This is a genomic window from Microbacterium sp. PMB16 (genome assembly GCF_051294855.1).
Taxonomy (GTDB): domain Bacteria; phylum Actinomycetota; class Actinomycetes; order Actinomycetales; family Microbacteriaceae; genus Microbacterium.
Genome location: NZ_CP145908.1, coordinates 1 through 14,782 on the forward strand (window position 1 = coordinate 1; position 14,782 = coordinate 14,782).

The 14,782-nt window shown below is 63.2% G+C and carries 10 protein-coding genes, 1 tRNA gene and 3 rRNA genes; 4 read left to right on the forward strand and 10 right to left on the reverse strand.

Annotated features, from left to right (window positions below; all coding sequences use genetic code 11):
• Positions 1-37 precede the first annotated feature (37 nt).
• The 4 genes from rrf to V5D55_RS00020 all read right to left on the reverse strand — a co-directional run bounded on the left by rrf (position 38) and on the right by V5D55_RS00020 (position 6,207).
• Positions 38-154 (reverse strand): 5S ribosomal RNA (rrf, locus tag V5D55_RS00005).
• A 108-nt stretch (positions 155-262) separates the two neighbouring features.
• Positions 263-3,366 (reverse strand): 23S ribosomal RNA (locus tag V5D55_RS00010).
• A gap of 429 nt (positions 3,367-3,795) precedes the next feature.
• A 16S ribosomal RNA gene (locus tag V5D55_RS00015) occupies positions 3,796-5,318 on the reverse strand.
• The 16S, 23S and 5S rRNA genes sit together here, the layout of an rRNA operon.
• A 499-nt stretch (positions 5,319-5,817) precedes the next feature.
• Entirely contained in the window at positions 5,818-6,207 is a 390-nt protein-coding gene (locus V5D55_RS00020; protein ID WP_435746426.1) for a winged helix-turn-helix transcriptional regulator, read from the reverse strand.
• Between the two features lie 89 nt (positions 6,208-6,296).
• Here V5D55_RS00020 and V5D55_RS00025 point away from each other — a divergent pair, with 89 nt between their 5' ends.
• Positions 6,297-6,680 carry a nuclear transport factor 2 family protein gene (locus tag V5D55_RS00025; RefSeq protein WP_435746428.1) on the forward strand — a complete coding sequence of 128 codons (384 nt, stop codon included), beginning with the start codon at positions 6,297-6,299 and terminating at the stop codon, positions 6,678-6,680.
• 61 nt (positions 6,681-6,741) lie between these two features.
• On the opposite strand, the gene V5D55_RS00030 is transcribed toward V5D55_RS00025, so the two are convergent.
• The 4 genes from V5D55_RS00030 to galU all read right to left on the reverse strand — a co-directional run bounded on the left by V5D55_RS00030 (position 6,742) and on the right by galU (position 9,333).
• Positions 6,742-6,814 (reverse strand) — tRNA-Ala (locus V5D55_RS00030).
• Positions 6,815-6,865: 51 nt separating this feature from the next.
• Positions 6,866-7,714 (reverse strand): hypothetical protein, encoded by an 849-nt coding sequence (locus tag V5D55_RS00035; RefSeq protein WP_435746430.1) that lies wholly within the window; start codon positions 7,712-7,714, stop codon positions 6,866-6,868.
• Positions 7,715-7,788: 74 nt separating this feature from the next.
• Complete coding sequence (locus V5D55_RS00040) at positions 7,789-8,418, reverse strand: GNAT family N-acetyltransferase (protein ID WP_435746432.1); 630 nt, start codon at positions 8,416-8,418, stop codon at positions 7,789-7,791.
• Positions 8,419-8,445: 27 nt separating this feature from the next.
• The gene (galU, locus tag V5D55_RS00045) at positions 8,446-9,333 is read right to left on the reverse strand and encodes a UTP--glucose-1-phosphate uridylyltransferase GalU (RefSeq protein WP_435746434.1); all 888 of its coding nucleotides are present in this window, start codon (positions 9,331-9,333) and stop codon (positions 8,446-8,448) included.
• Between the two features lie 41 nt (positions 9,334-9,374).
• Here galU and V5D55_RS00050 point away from each other — a divergent pair, with 41 nt between their 5' ends.
• Genes V5D55_RS00050 through mscL form a run of 3 tightly spaced genes read left to right on the forward strand, consistent with a single transcriptional unit; the run spans position 9,375 to position 10,707 of the window.
• Complete coding sequence (locus V5D55_RS00050; RefSeq protein WP_435746436.1) at positions 9,375-9,971, forward strand: 5-formyltetrahydrofolate cyclo-ligase; 597 nt, start codon at positions 9,375-9,377, stop codon at positions 9,969-9,971.
• Positions 9,972-9,987: 16 nt separating this feature from the next.
• Entirely contained in the window at positions 9,988-10,260 is a 273-nt protein-coding gene (locus V5D55_RS00055; RefSeq protein WP_435746438.1) for an FmdB family zinc ribbon protein, read from the forward strand.
• 24 nt (positions 10,261-10,284) lie between these two features.
• Positions 10,285-10,707 (forward strand): large conductance mechanosensitive channel protein MscL, encoded by a 423-nt coding sequence (mscL, locus tag V5D55_RS00060; protein WP_435746440.1) that lies wholly within the window; start codon positions 10,285-10,287, stop codon positions 10,705-10,707.
• A gap of 65 nt (positions 10,708-10,772) precedes the next feature.
• Here mscL and V5D55_RS00065 read toward each other — a convergent pair whose 3' ends face one another.
• Positions 10,773-10,976 carry a hypothetical protein gene (locus V5D55_RS00065; RefSeq protein WP_435746442.1) on the reverse strand — a complete coding sequence of 68 codons (204 nt, stop codon included), beginning with the start codon at positions 10,974-10,976 and terminating at the stop codon, positions 10,773-10,775.
• Positions 10,969-14,652, reverse strand: a complete 3,684-nt coding sequence (locus tag V5D55_RS00070; protein ID WP_435746444.1) for an AAA family ATPase — start codon at positions 14,650-14,652, stop codon at positions 10,969-10,971. Before V5D55_RS00070 ends, V5D55_RS00065 begins: the two co-directional genes overlap by 8 nt.
• Positions 14,653-14,782 lie beyond the last annotated feature (130 nt).

Sequence of the window (14,782 nt, forward strand, 5' to 3'; positions counted from 1 at the left end):
GCCACCCAGCGTTGGGTGGCTCTTTTTCTTAAATTAAGTCCGGCGGTGTCCTACTCTCCCACAGGGTCCCCCCTGCAGTACCATCGGCGCTGTGAGGCTTAGCTTCCGGGTTCGGAATGTAACCGGGCGTTTCCCTCACGCTATGGCCGCCGAAACACTATTGATGTTTCAATCAAACACATAACAAAGTCAATGTTGTTATGCGGTTCTCGACCGTACATCGAGAACCACTCAGTGGACGCGTAGCACCAACAAACGGTGTGTTATCAAGTCATCGGCTTATTAGTACCAGTCAGCTGCATGCATTACTGCACTTCCACATCTGGCCTATCAACCCAGTAGTCTGGCTGGGAGCCTCTCACCCGAAGGTATGGAAGTCTCATCTTGAGGCCGGCTTCCCGCTTAGATGCTTTCAGCGGTTATCCATCCCGAACGTAGCTAATCAGCGGTGCTCCTGGCGGAACAACTGACACACCAGAGGTTCGTCCAACCCGGTCCTCTCGTACTAGGGTCAGATCCTCTCAAACTTCCTACGCGCGCAGCGGATAGGGACCGAACTGTCTCACGACGTTCTAAACCCAGCTCGCGTACCGCTTTAATGGGCGAACAGCCCAACCCTTGGGACCTACTCCAGCCCCAGGATGCGACGAGCCGACATCGAGGTGCCAAACCATGCCGTCGATATGGACTCTTGGGCAAGATCAGCCTGTTATCCCCGAGGTACCTTTTATCCGTTGAGCGACAGCGCTTCCACAAGCCACTGCCGGATCACTAGTCCCGACTTTCGTCCCTGCTCGACCTGTCAGTCTCACAGTCAAGCTCCCTTGTGCACTTACACTCGACACCTGATTGCCAACCAGGTTGAGGGAACCTTTGGGCGCCTCCGTTACTTTTTGGGAGGCAACCGCCCCAGTTAAACTACCCACCAGGCACTGTCCCTGAACCGGATTACGGTTCGAAGTTAGATATCCAGAGTGACCAGAGTGGTATTTCAACAATGACTCCACACGAACTAGCGTCCATGCTTCAAAGTCTCCCACCTATCCTACACAAGCCACACCGAACACCAATACCAAGCTGTAGTAAAGGTCACGGGGTCTTTCCGTCCTGCTGCGCGTAACGAGCATCTTTACTCGTAATGCAATTTCGCCGAGTTCGCGGTTGAGACAGTTGGGAAGTCGTTACGCCATTCGTGCAGGTCGGAACTTACCCGACAAGGAATTTCGCTACCTTAGGATGGTTATAGTTACCACCGCCGTTTACTGGGGCTTAAATTCTCAGCTTCGCCTTACGGCTAACCGGTCCTCTTAACCTTCCAGCACCGGGCAGGCGTCAGTCCGTATACATCGTCTTGCGACTTGGCACGGACCTGTGTTTTTAGTAAACAGTCGCTACCCACTAGTCTCTGCGGCCTCCAAACGCTTTTGGGAGCAAGTCCCTATACGCCGAAGGCCCCCCTTCTCCCGAAGTTACGGGGGCATTTTGCCGAGTTCCTTAACCACGATTCTCTCGATCTCCTTGGTATTCTCTACCTGACCACCTGAGTCGGTTTGGGGTACGGGCGGCTAGAACCTCGCGTCGATGCTTTTCTTGGCAGCATAGGATCACCCACTTATTATCCGCATCGTGTCTCAGCCTGTATGAGTCGCGGATTTGCCTACGACTCGGCCTACGCACTTGCACCCGGACAACCATCGCCGGGCTGGGCTACCTTCCTGCGTCACACCTGTTAATACGCTAACCGCACCAGAATGGGGTCGTGCGCTAGGCCCAGAGCGTCACCCCGAAGGGATCAGTCACTAGGATTCAGACACTTAGCACTACTGGATTAGCTTGGGCGGTTCTTCGCCGGTACGGGAATATCAACCCGTTGTCCATCGACTACGCCTGTCGGCCTCGCCTTAGGTCCCGACTTACCCAGGGAAGATTAGCTTGACCCTGGAACCCTTGGTCTTTCGGAGGACGTGTTTCTCACACGTCATTCGCTACTCATGCCTGCATTCTCACTCGTGTAGCCTCCACGGCTGGTTCACACCGCCGCTTCGCTGGCCACACGACGCTCTCCTACCCATCAACACGGCTGGACCACGAAGGCCTACCAATAATGTCAATGCCACAACTTCGGTGGCGTGCTTGAGCCCCGTTACATTGTCGGCGCGGAATCACTTGACCAGTGAGCTATTACGCACTCTTTCAAGGGTGGCTGCTTCTAAGCCAACCTCCTGGTTGTCAAGGCAACTCCACATCCTTTCCCACTTAGCACGCGCTTTGGGACCTTAGTTGGTGGTCTGGGTTGTTTCCCTCTCGACTATGAAGCTTATCCCCCACAGTCTCACTGCTGCGCTCTCACTTACCGGCATTCGGAGTTTGGCTGACGTCAGTAACCTTGTAGGGCCCATCGGCCATCCAGTAGCTCTACCTCCGGCAAGAAACACGCAACGCTGCACCTAAATGCATTTCGGAGAGAACCAGCTATCACGAAGTTTGATTGGCCTTTCACCCCTATCCACAGCTCATCCCCTCAGTTTTCAACCTAAGTGGGTTCGGTCCTCCACGACGTCTTACCGTCGCTTCAACCTGGCCATGGATAGATCACTTCGCTTCGGGTCTAGGACATGCGACTGAATCGCCCTATTCAGACTCGCTTTCGCTACGGCTACCCCACACGGGTTAACCTCGCCACATATCGCTAACTCGCAGGCTCATTCTTCAAAAGGCACGCTGTCACCCCTACTAAGGAGGCTCCAACGGTTTGTAAGCAAACGGTTTCAGGTACTATTTCACTCCCCTCCCGGGGTACTTTTCACCTTTCCCTCACGGTACTTGTCCGCTATCGGTCATCTGGGAGTATTTAGGCTTATCAGGTGGTCCTGACAGATTCACACGGGATTTCACGGGCCCCGTGCTACTTGGGATACTCTTCGCGCCAAGCAAGGCATTTCGACTACGGGGTTGGCACCCTCTATGACCGGCCTTTCAAGACCGTTCGTCTATACCTTCTTGTAACGCCGCCACCTCGGCAGAGATGACTGAAAAGTCCCACAACCCCCAACGTGCAACACCTGCCGGCTATCACACACGCTAGGTTTAGCCTGTTCCGGTTTCGCTCGCCACTACTAACGGAATCGCGGTTGCTTTCTCTTCCTGTGGGTACTGAGATGTTTCACTTCCCCACGTTCCCTCTACCCGCCCTATATATTCAGGCGGGAGTCACTAGGTCGGCACGCCGCCCAGCGGGGTTTCCCCATTCGGACACCCTCGGATCAAAACTTGCTTATCAGTTCCCCGAGGCTTATCGCAGATTGCTACGTCCTTCTTCGGCTCCAGATGCCAAGGCATCCACCGTTTGCTCTTAAAGACTTGAAATCACATGAGTTTGAATCAAAAACTCGACCCCACCCGAAGATGGAATCTGAAATTGACTAATGATCTTTAAGATCATCTTGTGCAACAACCCGAAAGTTGTTGCAAGATGCTCGCGTCCACTGTGTAGTTCTCAAAGTACGGGCGGTACCCCTTGCCGCCACCCCAACCGGGGAAACAACAAAAGGTCCAGAGTAACCGACTGTGCACCCAACCCGAAGGCCAGTGCGCATCCGGTCCCTCAGGACCCAACAGCGTGCAGACACCCGCCCCCTCACCCAGAACCTTCCAACCGCTCCGAAGAACGACGTACTAGCTCCAAGATCAGATCTTGATGTCATGTCAAATGTTCCACCCATGAGCTCCCAGCGAAGAACGAACGCCTTCGATCTGGGTTCTGGACACCTACAAGAGGTGTCAGATGCTCCTTAGAAAGGAGGTGATCCAGCCGCACCTTCCGGTACGGCTACCTTGTTACGACTTAGTCCTAATTACCGATCCCACCTTCGACGGCTCCCTCCAAAAAGGTTAGGCCACCGGCTTCAGGTGTTACCGACTTTCATGACTTGACGGGCGGTGTGTACAAGACCCGGGAACGTATTCACCGCAGCGTTGCTGATCTGCGATTACTAGCGACTCCGACTTCATGAGGTCGAGTTGCAGACCTCAATCCGAACTGGGACCGGCTTTTTGGGATTCGCTCCACCTCGCGGTATTGCAGCCCTTTGTACCGGCCATTGTAGCATGCGTGAAGCCCAAGACATAAGGGGCATGATGATTTGACGTCATCCCCACCTTCCTCCGAGTTGACCCCGGCAGTATCCCATGAGTTCCCACCATTACGTGCTGGCAACATAGAACGAGGGTTGCGCTCGTTGCGGGACTTAACCCAACATCTCACGACACGAGCTGACGACAACCATGCACCACCTGTTTACGAGTGTCCAAAGAGTTGACCATTTCTGGCCCGTTCTCGTATATGTCAAGCCTTGGTAAGGTTCTTCGCGTTGCATCGAATTAATCCGCATGCTCCGCCGCTTGTGCGGGTCCCCGTCAATTCCTTTGAGTTTTAGCCTTGCGGCCGTACTCCCCAGGCGGGGAACTTAATGCGTTAGCTGCGTCACGGAATCCGTGGAATGGACCCCACAACTAGTTCCCAACGTTTACGGGGTGGACTACCAGGGTATCTAAGCCTGTTTGCTCCCCACCCTTTCGCTCCTCAGCGTCAGTTACGGCCCAGAGATCTGCCTTCGCCATCGGTGTTCCTCCTGATATCTGCGCATTCCACCGCTACACCAGGAATTCCAATCTCCCCTACCGCACTCTAGTCTGCCCGTACCCACTGCAGGCCGGAGGTTGAGCCTCCGGATTTCACAGCAGACGCGACAAACCGCCTACGAGCTCTTTACGCCCAATAATTCCGGATAACGCTTGCGCCCTACGTATTACCGCGGCTGCTGGCACGTAGTTAGCCGGCGCTTTTTCTGCAGGTACCGTCACTTTCGCTTCTTCCCTGCTAAAAGAGGTTTACAACCCGAAGGCCGTCATCCCTCACGCGGCGTTGCTGCATCAGGCTTGCGCCCATTGTGCAATATTCCCCACTGCTGCCTCCCGTAGGAGTCTGGGCCGTGTCTCAGTCCCAGTGTGGCCGGTCACCCTCTCAGGCCGGCTACCCGTCGACGCCTTGGTGAGCCATTACCTCACCAACAAGCTGATAGGCCGCGAGCCCATCCCCAACCGAAAAATCTTTCCAACCACAGACCATGCGATCGTGGTACATATCCAGTATTAGACGCCGTTTCCAGCGCTTATCCCAGAGTCAGGGGCAGGTTGCTCACGTGTTACTCACCCGTTCGCCACTGATCCACCCAGCAAGCTGGGCTTCACCGTTCGACTTGCATGTGTTAAGCACGCCGCCAGCGTTCATCCTGAGCCAGGATCAAACTCTCCGTAAAAAAGAAATGCATACCCCACCGGGAAAACGGTGACGCAGCGAGTTTGATGCTGACCAAAGAGATGACATCATTGCTGACTTCATCCGAATGCCAACCCCACAAGGAGGTTGGTCTTTGATCCAAAGGAATTCTCACCCCCACCGAAATGGAGACGAGGATAATTTGGCATTTGACAAGTGCACGCTGTTGAGTTCTCAAGGATCGGATGCTCCCACGACCCAGCCATCACAGCCAGGCCCGAAGGGCAACTTCTCTATCTTACTGATCTCGTTCCCGTTGTCAAATCGCCTTCCGGCGACCTGCCCGAGGGATCGAGGCAGTTCCTTCACCCGGAACACTCAGTGAGTTGTTCTGGATTCGGGAGGTGTTCGTTACTTGACGGGAGCCGGTCCGAGGACCTCCGCTCAACCGTTTGGGGCGAACAAGTAATAAGTTACGCGGATCCCGGGGATCGGGCAAATCCCGGGCGACGGCCGGGCGTGTCGCCCCGATTTCCGCATCAGGACGCCACTTCCGGCCCGAGAGTCCGCTCGTCCTCCGTCGAGTCATATCGGTCCTGCGCGTCGAGCACCTGTTCCACGTGGGACTCCGCCCAGACCTGCAACGCCTTGAGGGGTTCGTGCAGCGTGAGGCCGAGGTCGGTGAGTTCATAACGGTCATGTCCGTCATCGTGATGGCCGTGCACGATCATCCCGTCACGGTCCAGCGCGCGGAGGGTGTCGCTGAGCACCTTCTTGGTGATCCCCTCCACCCCACGGTGCAGTTCGCTGAAGCGCAGCGGTTGCTCATGAAGCAGGATCACGATCATCGCCGTCCACTTGTTGGCGATACGGGCGAGCGAACGACGCGACGGGCACTGCGCCGAGAACACCGTCCATTCGGGAGCCATGCTCTCTCCTCACTGGTGACGTTGAAGTAACCACGCCCGTCTCGACAGGGTGGAGTCTCAGGCTATCGAGGAGATATCGGAGGACGAACATGTCGGCTATCGACGTGGTGGGACAGTACGGCGCCGCAATCGCGGCGGGAGATATGGATGCGCTGGTCGCGACACTCGCCGATGATGTGGTGTGGCATCAGCCGGGCGCCAACCAGCGGTCGGGCGACCACGTGGGTCCGGAGGCGGTCCTCGCGCACCTGGGTGCGTTCATGCGGGTGAGCGGCGGCACCTTCACACTCGAGACGGAGTCGGCGACCGAGGCCGGCGACCTCGTCGCCACGACCGTGCGCTTCACGGCTCGACGTGACGGAGCGGTGCTCGACCAGCACGGCGTCGACGTGTTCCGGATCGCGGGCGATCGGATCGCAGAGATCTGGTTGATCAGCGAAGACCAGCCTGCGGAAGACCTGTTCTGGGGCTGAGCGCGTCGCCCTTCAGATGCGAAGAAGCCCCCGGCGCGAGCCGGGGGCTTCTTCTGTTCTGTGGACCTAAGGGGATTCGAACCCCTGACCTCCTCGATGCGAACGAGGCGCGCTACCAACTGCGCCATAGGCCCGTGAACGGCTTCTACGCTATCACGGCGCGAGAGTCGTTCGCGTCGCCGCGGTCACCCTGCGGCGCGTCGTGACAGCAGCTCGCGGACGTGCGCTTCGATCTCCGCGTCGTCGACGAAGCCCATCCGGGCATACGGCGAGGAGGCCGCCGGGATCTGCGCAGGAGCGGCCGGTGCCGACATCTCCTCGGCGCGTGCGCGGAGCGCTGCGACTCTGGCAGCCTTGCGGCGCTCTTCCTGGGCCTCGATCTCGGCTCGAGCGGTCTGTGCACGGGAGCCTGCCACGGTAACCAGTGGCTCCGGCAGTGCCCGTGGAGTCCAGGTCGCGCGACCCTGATCGTGCAGCTCCGGTGCGATGCGCTCCTGCGCGGGCACCGCGGCCGCCTGCGGCCGTCGACCGGCGCGTTGCGCGACGGAGGCCATCCGTTGCAGCGTGAGGCCGGCGACGATGACGAGCGCCCCTCCGACCCACGCGAGAGCCTGCGCCCCTGAAGCGATGATCTGCCAGACACCGAGCCCGACGACGACGACACCGATGAGCAGCGCGGTGGTCGCCACCGCGCGCACTCTGCGTCGAGCGCGTGCCCGACGGACGGCGGGATCGGCGCGCGTTGCCGCGAGCTCCTCCCGCAGCGCCTCGAGTTCGGCGGCTTCACGTTCGGACTGCACGCGCTTCGCGAGCTTCTGCTGTGCGAGGGCGGTGCGCGCATTCAATTCGACGCGTACCTCGCCCGGGGTCTCGCTGGTCTCGGCCAGCACACGCAGCGCCTGATTCAGACGCACGGCATTGCGTTCGGCCGCGTTGTACTGGAAGCGACCGCGCCACGACGGCAGCAGGTACAGCATCCACAAGAGCACGGCGACGAGAACGATCACTCCCCCACTCAGCACCGGCCCGTCCATATCGACAACGGTAAGCGCTGAGAGCCGCTGCGCCCCGCAGGCGGAGCGTGTCGCGGCGCATTCGCGTCAGCAGGTCAGAGAGTGAGGCGATCGGATGGCGGCACCGTCGCAGCATCCGGCGGCACCTGCCCGCTCAACCAGCGCGCCAGCACGCCCTGCGGCACATCCTCGCGGGTCAGCGCGAACGCGTAGTGATTCCGCCAGTCGCCGTCGATGTGGATGTAGCGCCGGCGCAGCCCCTCGTAGCGGAAGCCGAGCTTCTGCACGATGCGGAGACTGGCCTGGTTCTCCGGACGGATGCAGATCTCCATCCGATGCAGGCCGTATTCGACGAAGCACGCGTCGGTCGCGAGGGCGACCGCGGTCGGGGTGATTCCCCGGCCGGCGAACCGCTCGCTCACCCAATAGCCGATGGTCGCCGAGCACAGGGAGCCGCGGGAGACACCCCAGACATTCAGCTGCCCTGCGATCTCACCGTCGTACTCCATGACGAACGGGTAGCCCGCCCCATCGCGATACTGCTGCAGCAGCCGGCGGATGCTCAGTCGCATGTCGAACGACACCGAGCCGTACGGCACGGTCGCCTCCCACGGCTGGAGCCAGGACCGGTTCGCGAGCAGTTCCGATTGCAGCGGCCGGGCGTCCTTCGTGCGCACGAGCCGAAGCTCGATCGGTCCGTGTCGCATTCCCGCCGTGAGATCCATGACTCGTCCCGACGCCCGCAGAGTCGCCTAGAGGCGTTCTGCGAACTCCTTCAGCCACGGACGCAACTCCGGGCCGAGGTCGTCGCGGTCGGATGCCAGCTGCACGATCGCCTTGATGTAGTCCACGCGGTCACCGGTGTCGTAGCGGCGTCCGCGGAAGATGACGCCGACGACTCCGGGGCCGTCGGGGTCTGCGGCCATCTCCTGCAGCGCGTCGGTGAGCTGGATCTCGCCGCCCTTGCCGGGCTCGGTGCGCTCGAGGATCTCGAACACGGATGCCGGCAGCACGTAGCGGCCGATGATGGCGAGGTTCGACGGTGCGTCCTCCTGCGCCGGCTTCTCCACGAGGCCGGTCACCCGAACGTTGTCCGATCCCTCGATCGATTCGACGGCGGCGGCGCCGTACATGTGGATGCTGGCGGGGTCGACTTCCATGAGCGCGATCACTGCGGCGCCGGAACGCTCGTGCTCGGCGATCATGTCGGTCAGCAGCGGGTCGCGCTCGTCGATCAGGTCGTCGCCGAGAAGCACCGCGAAGGAGCTGTCACCGACGTGCGTACGAGCGCGCAGCACGGCGTGGCCGAGGCCCTTCGGCTCCCCCTGACGGACGAAGTGGATGTCGGCGAGATCGCTCGACTTCACGACGCTCGCGAGGCGACCGTCGTCGCCCTTCTCCATCAGCTTCACCTCGAGCTCGGGCACCGAGTCGAAGTGGTTCGAGATCGCGTTCTTGTTGCGTCCGATGATCACGAGGATGTCGTCGATGCCGGCATCTGCGGCCTCTTCGACCACGTACTGGATGGCCGGCTTGTCGACGACCGGAAGCATCTCCTTCGGCATCGCCTTCGTCGCCGGCAGGAATCGTGTCCCCAATCCTGCGGCAGGAATGACGGCCTTGATCTTGTGCTCACCCATCCTCACAGCCTAGTGGGGAGCTCCACCGTAGACTCGGAGCCATGTCGAACGACGTCGAACACGCCAAGCGCGCACTCCGCGCCGATCTTCGCGAACGACGTCAGCTGCTCTCCGAGTCGCAGCGCGACGCCGCGGCGTCCGCGATCGGCGAACGCCTCGATGCCCTGGTCGACTCCCTCGGTGCGAGGTCGATCTCCTGCTTCCTCTCCACCACCACCGAGCCGGGCACCCGCGATTTCGTCAGCAGGGCCGTGCGTCGCGGCATCCGCGTGCTTCTGCCCGTCACCCGGGCTGACGGCCTGCTGGACTGGGCGGTCGCGACCGACGATGACGAGATCGCCGAAGGCCTCTTCGGTCTGCCGGAGCCGACAGGAGAGGTGCTCGGGCCGATCGCCGTCAACGACGTCGATCTGATGATCATCCCCGCAGCGGCCGTCGATCGGTCGGGGATGCGGATGGGATGGGGCCGCGGCTACTTCGACAAGACCATCGGATCGATGGAGAAGTGCCCGCCCGTCTACGCGGTCATCTATGATTCCGAGATACTCGACTCCCTGCCGCGGGAGGTGCACGACCAGCCGGTGAACGGCGTCGTGACCCCGTCGCAGACCCTGGAACTGTCGCCGACGCGACGCTGACCGCAAGGACCCGCGAATGCCCACCTATGCCTATGCCTGCACGTCGTGCGGACACAAGTTCGACACCGTGCAGAGCTTCTCCGACGACGCGCTCACCGAGTGCCCCGAGTGCGGGGGCGCGCTGCGGAAGCAGTACGGATCGATCGGCGTGACCTTCAACGGCTCCGGGTTCTATCGCACGGACTCGCGCGCAAAAGCTGGCGGATCGAAGGATGCTTCGGCATCATCGAAGACGGAGTCGACGACAAGCCCCAAGACGGCGGCCGCGTCGACGCCGACCTCTTCCTGAGGTCGCGACCATCTGGGGGTTCCCATGCTCAAAGGATTCAAGGACTTCATCCTCCGCGGCAATGTCATCGACTTGGCCGTCGCTGTCGTCATCGGCGGTGCGTTCACGGCGATCGTGAACTCCGTGGTGTCGACCATCATCACGCCGCTCGTCTCGCTCTTCTTCAAGGCGGATGCGACCGGCAAGTTCGGCCCTCAGCTCACCAGCATCTACGGTGACAAGGTCACCTTCCCGCTCGGCGAACTGATCTCGGCGATCATCAGCTTCCTCGCCGTCGCCCTGGTCGTCTACTTCGTGTTCGTGCTGCCGATGAACGCCTTCAAAGCTCGCGTCGAGGCCCGCAAGGGCACGTCGGCGGAAGAGCCGGCCGACGAGCCCGAGGCAGCGACCGAGGCCGAACTGCTCGTCGAGATCCGCGACCTGCTCGCGAAGAACGCGCGCGGCTGACTCTCGCCGCACGATGCGAGAAGCGCACGGTCCGGGAACGGGCCGTGCGCTTCTCTCATCTGCCGTCAATAGTGCGGCGGCACGTCCTGCACGAGCCGATCGTCATTGGGGCCCTTCGTGCCCTGCGGACGGCGAGGGCCGGGATCCGCTGCCGGCACAGCCGTCTCCGGTTCCGGATCGCTCCCCGGCACCGGCGTCAGCCGCGCGCGACGCGAGCCGGGCACCCGCACCACGCGCTGGCGCCGTGCCGCATCCGGCTCGTCAGTCATCGTCCGTGTCGAGCACGTCGATCGGCTGCGTGTCGTTCTCAGCACGCGGTGCCGACTCCGAGATGCCGAGCACGCCGGCGATCCGGGCAGCAGCAGTGACGGGGTCGCTGTACAGGTCGAAAGCGTGCACTCGCACGTAGTGCCAGCCGAGACGGCGGAGCACATGGGGTCGCAGTCGGAGCGTCTCGCGCAGCGACTCGCCGCGGGACTCGGGATCGGACTCGATGACCACGGCCTTGCCGTTGTGCTGCGCGACCAGCGGGAGCAGCCCGCGATAGTCGACGTCGACCGAGGCGCCGAGACGCCGCAGCTCCCGCGCCAGCGCGAGGGTGAGCGGGTCGGCGAGGTCTTCCAGACGGGCGTCCCTGCTGCGGGCGGCGAGGCCGCCCAGGATCGACATCAGCGTGGCTGCGCCGTGCTCGAGACGGCCGTCATCGAAGGACGAGGGGCGGATGGACGACACGATCACCATCGACCGCCGCGCGCGCGTCATGCCGACGGTGAGCAGCCGCTCTCCGTCCGGCGTCGACAGATCACCGAAGTCGCTGAGCACCCGGCCGTGCTTGGTGAGACCGAAGCCGAGCGAGAAGATCACGCGATCGCGGCTCTCCGCCACCGACTCCTCGAGGGTGAGCACCGCGAAGGGCTCGGCCGTGTCGCGGCCCACGAAGTCGGCGACATCGGAGCGGCCGGCGAATGCGGTCGTGACGGCCGCGCGCACACGTTCGGCGTGACGCGCGCTCGCGGTCACGACCATGAGCGACTCGGTCGGTCGGTGGATCGCGTGCTCGACGACGAGGGTGACCACCCTGGCAACCTCGGCATCCGGGCTCTCCACCGCGCCCGAGATGGGGTCGGGCGCGCCGGTTCCACCCTCGACGTAGTCGACGGTGAGGCTCCCCCGGCCGAGATACGATCCCGCCCACGGCAGGGAGACGATCTCGCCGCCGTAGAAGGCGTCGTTGATGAGTTCCGCGAGATCTTCGCCACCGGCGCGGTAGCTGCGCGTGAGCGTCATGACCGGCAGGAGTTCGGACAGCCGCTCGAACACCGAGACATCGTCGAATGCCACCTCCGGTTCCCAGGACTCGACCGGATCGACCGCGATGTGGAAAGGCGTCGGACGCTGCGTCACGGGATCGCCGAAAGCGACGATCTGGCGCGCGCGACGGATCGCCGGCGCGGCTTCGGCGAGGTTGATCGCCGCCGCGTCGACGAGGAGGACGGCGTCGAACTCCACCGAATCCGGGATCTCGGGCAGGAGGTACGGCGAAGAGATCCACACGGGCGCGAGCACATCGACGAGAGTCGGAGCCGCGCTGACGACCTCGGCGGTCGTGGATGCCGGCTGGGTCAGTGCCCGGCGCAGGTGCTGCGACTGCTGCGGCTCGTCGACGATCGCGATCCGCCACTGGTTCGCGAGCTGCCACGCGAGCAGTGGCCCCGCCATCGCCGCGTGGGCCTCGTCGACCAGTCGGAAGTCACGTTCGAGACGGTCGACGACCGCCGTGTTCGCGCCGAGGAGCGCCCGGTTGTCCTGCAGAGCCCGCTCCAGGAGCGACTGCCACCAGGCGAACTCGAGCTCGTCACCGACGCGGGACTCTGCGACGTGCCGCACGGAGAGCTCCGCCAGCAGCGGCCCCAACCCGAGCAGAGCGAGCCGGTCGCGCAGTTGCGCGCGTTCGACGAGGTTCTCGAAGACATCGGACTTCGCGGCAAGCCCGGCCAGCGTGCGGACCAGCCGCGCGACCGGCAGCGACGCCAGCGGCTCGCGCCGCCCGAGCGCGGCATCCAGCTCCGCGAGCTCCGCCTCGACCCGCTGCCATGCGGTGTAGACGTCGGCGAGCCCGAGCGGGACCTCCGGAGCGACCCCGGCCTCGACGCACCGCTGCCACTCGGTGCGCTGCGACTGGATACGCAGCAGCGCCTCGTGCATCTCGGTCACGTGCACGCCCGGGCGCACGTACTCCTTCGCCAGGCGACGGAGCCGACGACGGTTCGCCCCGGACAGGCCAGGGGCGTCGCGACGGGAGCCGTGCGCCTGGATGAGTTCGCCGAGCGGGCGTTCGAAGACGGTGGGGCTGAACCGATCGAGCGAGTCGCGGATGCCCTGCAGCAGCCTGAGATACTCACCGAGCTCATCGACGGTCGCGAACGGGCGCATATGCGTCTGGGCGATCAGCTCATAGCCGCGCTCGAGGAGAGTGGGAACACTGCTGGAGTGCAGGCGGCCGGCCAGTTCGTGCGCAGCCCGCGCCGCCTCGGTGCTCGCGAACGTCACGCCGTACCAGGGCGAGTCGTCGGGACCGAACCGGAACTCGCCCAGACGCGCCGCCTGAGACAGCGCCGCAGCGGCGTCCGAGCGATCAGCGGCCAGCCGGCGCAGAGCATCGATGCCGAGACGAGCGGTCGTCGACGGAGGAACCGGGAGGGAGGCGAGACGGGTGAGGTGGCGCGTGGCGTCGAGCACCGAGGCGTCCGTCCCCGCGACCGGTGCGGTGAGCGCCTGCCGGTAATCCCGCAGCACGGTGCGCAGACGCACGAGAGCGTCGTCGACCTCGCTCACCTTGGGTGCCGCGGCCTTCTCGTTGCGGCCGATGGCGCGCACGAGGTCTCGACGGACGCTGCCCGGTGAGATCGCGAGGCTGTCCAGGCCGATACCGGCCAGACGATGGCGGACGCCGTCGAGGGTCGATCGACGGGCGGAGACCACGAGCACGCGCTTCCCGCCGCGCACCAGCTCGCCGAGGGCGTTGATCACCGTCTGGGTGCCGCCGGTGCCGGGCAGTGTCGCGACGGTGAGGGAATGCCCCGCCGCGATGCGCGCGAGCACTGCCTCCTGCTCGGCATCCGCATCGAGGAGCAGATTGTCGGATGCCGGGGCGCGGTCATCCGGGGAGGTGTGGTGCGGGGCCGCGCGCGGCGCCGAGACCTGTTCGCGGTCGCTCACATGCCCGGCCAGCGCATTGAGCACCGGATGGTCGAGGCTGCCGCCGTCCCGCGCCATCGCGCCGGCGACATCGGCGAACGTCGAGACCACCAGTCGCGGCTCCACGGAGAACGTGTCGATCGAGCGCGTGGTCGCTCGGAGGCTGTCGATCACGGGCTGCGGCTTGAAGATGCCGCCGTCGTAGGCGAGCGCCGCGAGGGCGGCGGGATCGATCGTGATCCCGAAGTGGTCGCGCGCGATGCGCACGAGTTCGGGATTCACCTCGAATGCGCCCTGCAGCTTCAGCTCGAAGTCCGAATGGTGACGCCGGATCGCCAGAGGCCTCAGCAGAACGGGAGCGGCGAAACCCGCTCCCCCGATGCGCCACCGGGCGACGCCGACCGCGAGGTACACCGCTTCGATCCCGCGCACCGTGCGCAGCTCGGTGTTCTTCGCCGTGATGCGCTCCGCGGCGAGTCGCGCGGTACGCAGACCGACCTCGTCGCGGAAGAGGTTGGAGAGGAGCGTCGATTTGCCCGTGATGAACTGCGGCAGGCTGCCCGGATGGGCCTTCGAGATGTCGATGCCCGATTCGGGACGGTCGCGGAATCCGACCAGGGGCGATGGTCCGCCGAGGTCGGCCGCTTCGGCGCGCAACCGGGTGCGCTCGGCCTCAGCAGCGTGCGCGACGTCGACGCCGGTGGCAGACTCTCGCAGATCGCCGAGGGTCACAGCGGCCTCCGCCACTGCGTCATCCGCAGATCTGTCTTCTCGTCGCCACACATTGACACCCTAGGCGCGCGATGGTGCGAGCCCGGGTATCCCGGGCGGGTTTCACCGGAATTCTGGCCTCCGGCGGGTGTTCGGGACTACTCCT

Coding starts and splice junctions, on each gene's coding strand:
- V5D55_RS00050 (WP_435746436.1), top strand. CDS start 9,375: ATGTCGAACGACGTCGAACACGCCAAGCGCGCACTCCGCGCCGATCTT.
- V5D55_RS00040 (WP_435746432.1), bottom strand. CDS start 8,418: ATGGATCTCACGGCGGGAATGCGACACGGACCGATCGAGCTTCGGCTC.
- V5D55_RS00020 (WP_435746426.1), bottom strand. CDS start 6,207: ATGGCTCCCGAATGGACGGTGTTCTCGGCGCAGTGCCCGTCGCGTCGT.
- mscL (WP_435746440.1), top strand. CDS start 10,285: ATGCTCAAAGGATTCAAGGACTTCATCCTCCGCGGCAATGTCATCGAC.
- V5D55_RS00025 (WP_435746428.1), top strand. CDS start 6,297: ATGTCGGCTATCGACGTGGTGGGACAGTACGGCGCCGCAATCGCGGCG.
- V5D55_RS00035 (WP_435746430.1), bottom strand. CDS start 7,714: ATGGACGGGCCGGTGCTGAGTGGGGGAGTGATCGTTCTCGTCGCCGTG.
- V5D55_RS00055 (WP_435746438.1), top strand. CDS start 9,988: ATGCCCACCTATGCCTATGCCTGCACGTCGTGCGGACACAAGTTCGAC.
- V5D55_RS00065 (WP_435746442.1), bottom strand. CDS start 10,976: ATGACTGACGAGCCGGATGCGGCACGGCGCCAGCGCGTGGTGCGGGTG.
- galU (WP_435746434.1), bottom strand. CDS start 9,333: ATGGGTGAGCACAAGATCAAGGCCGTCATTCCTGCCGCAGGATTGGGG.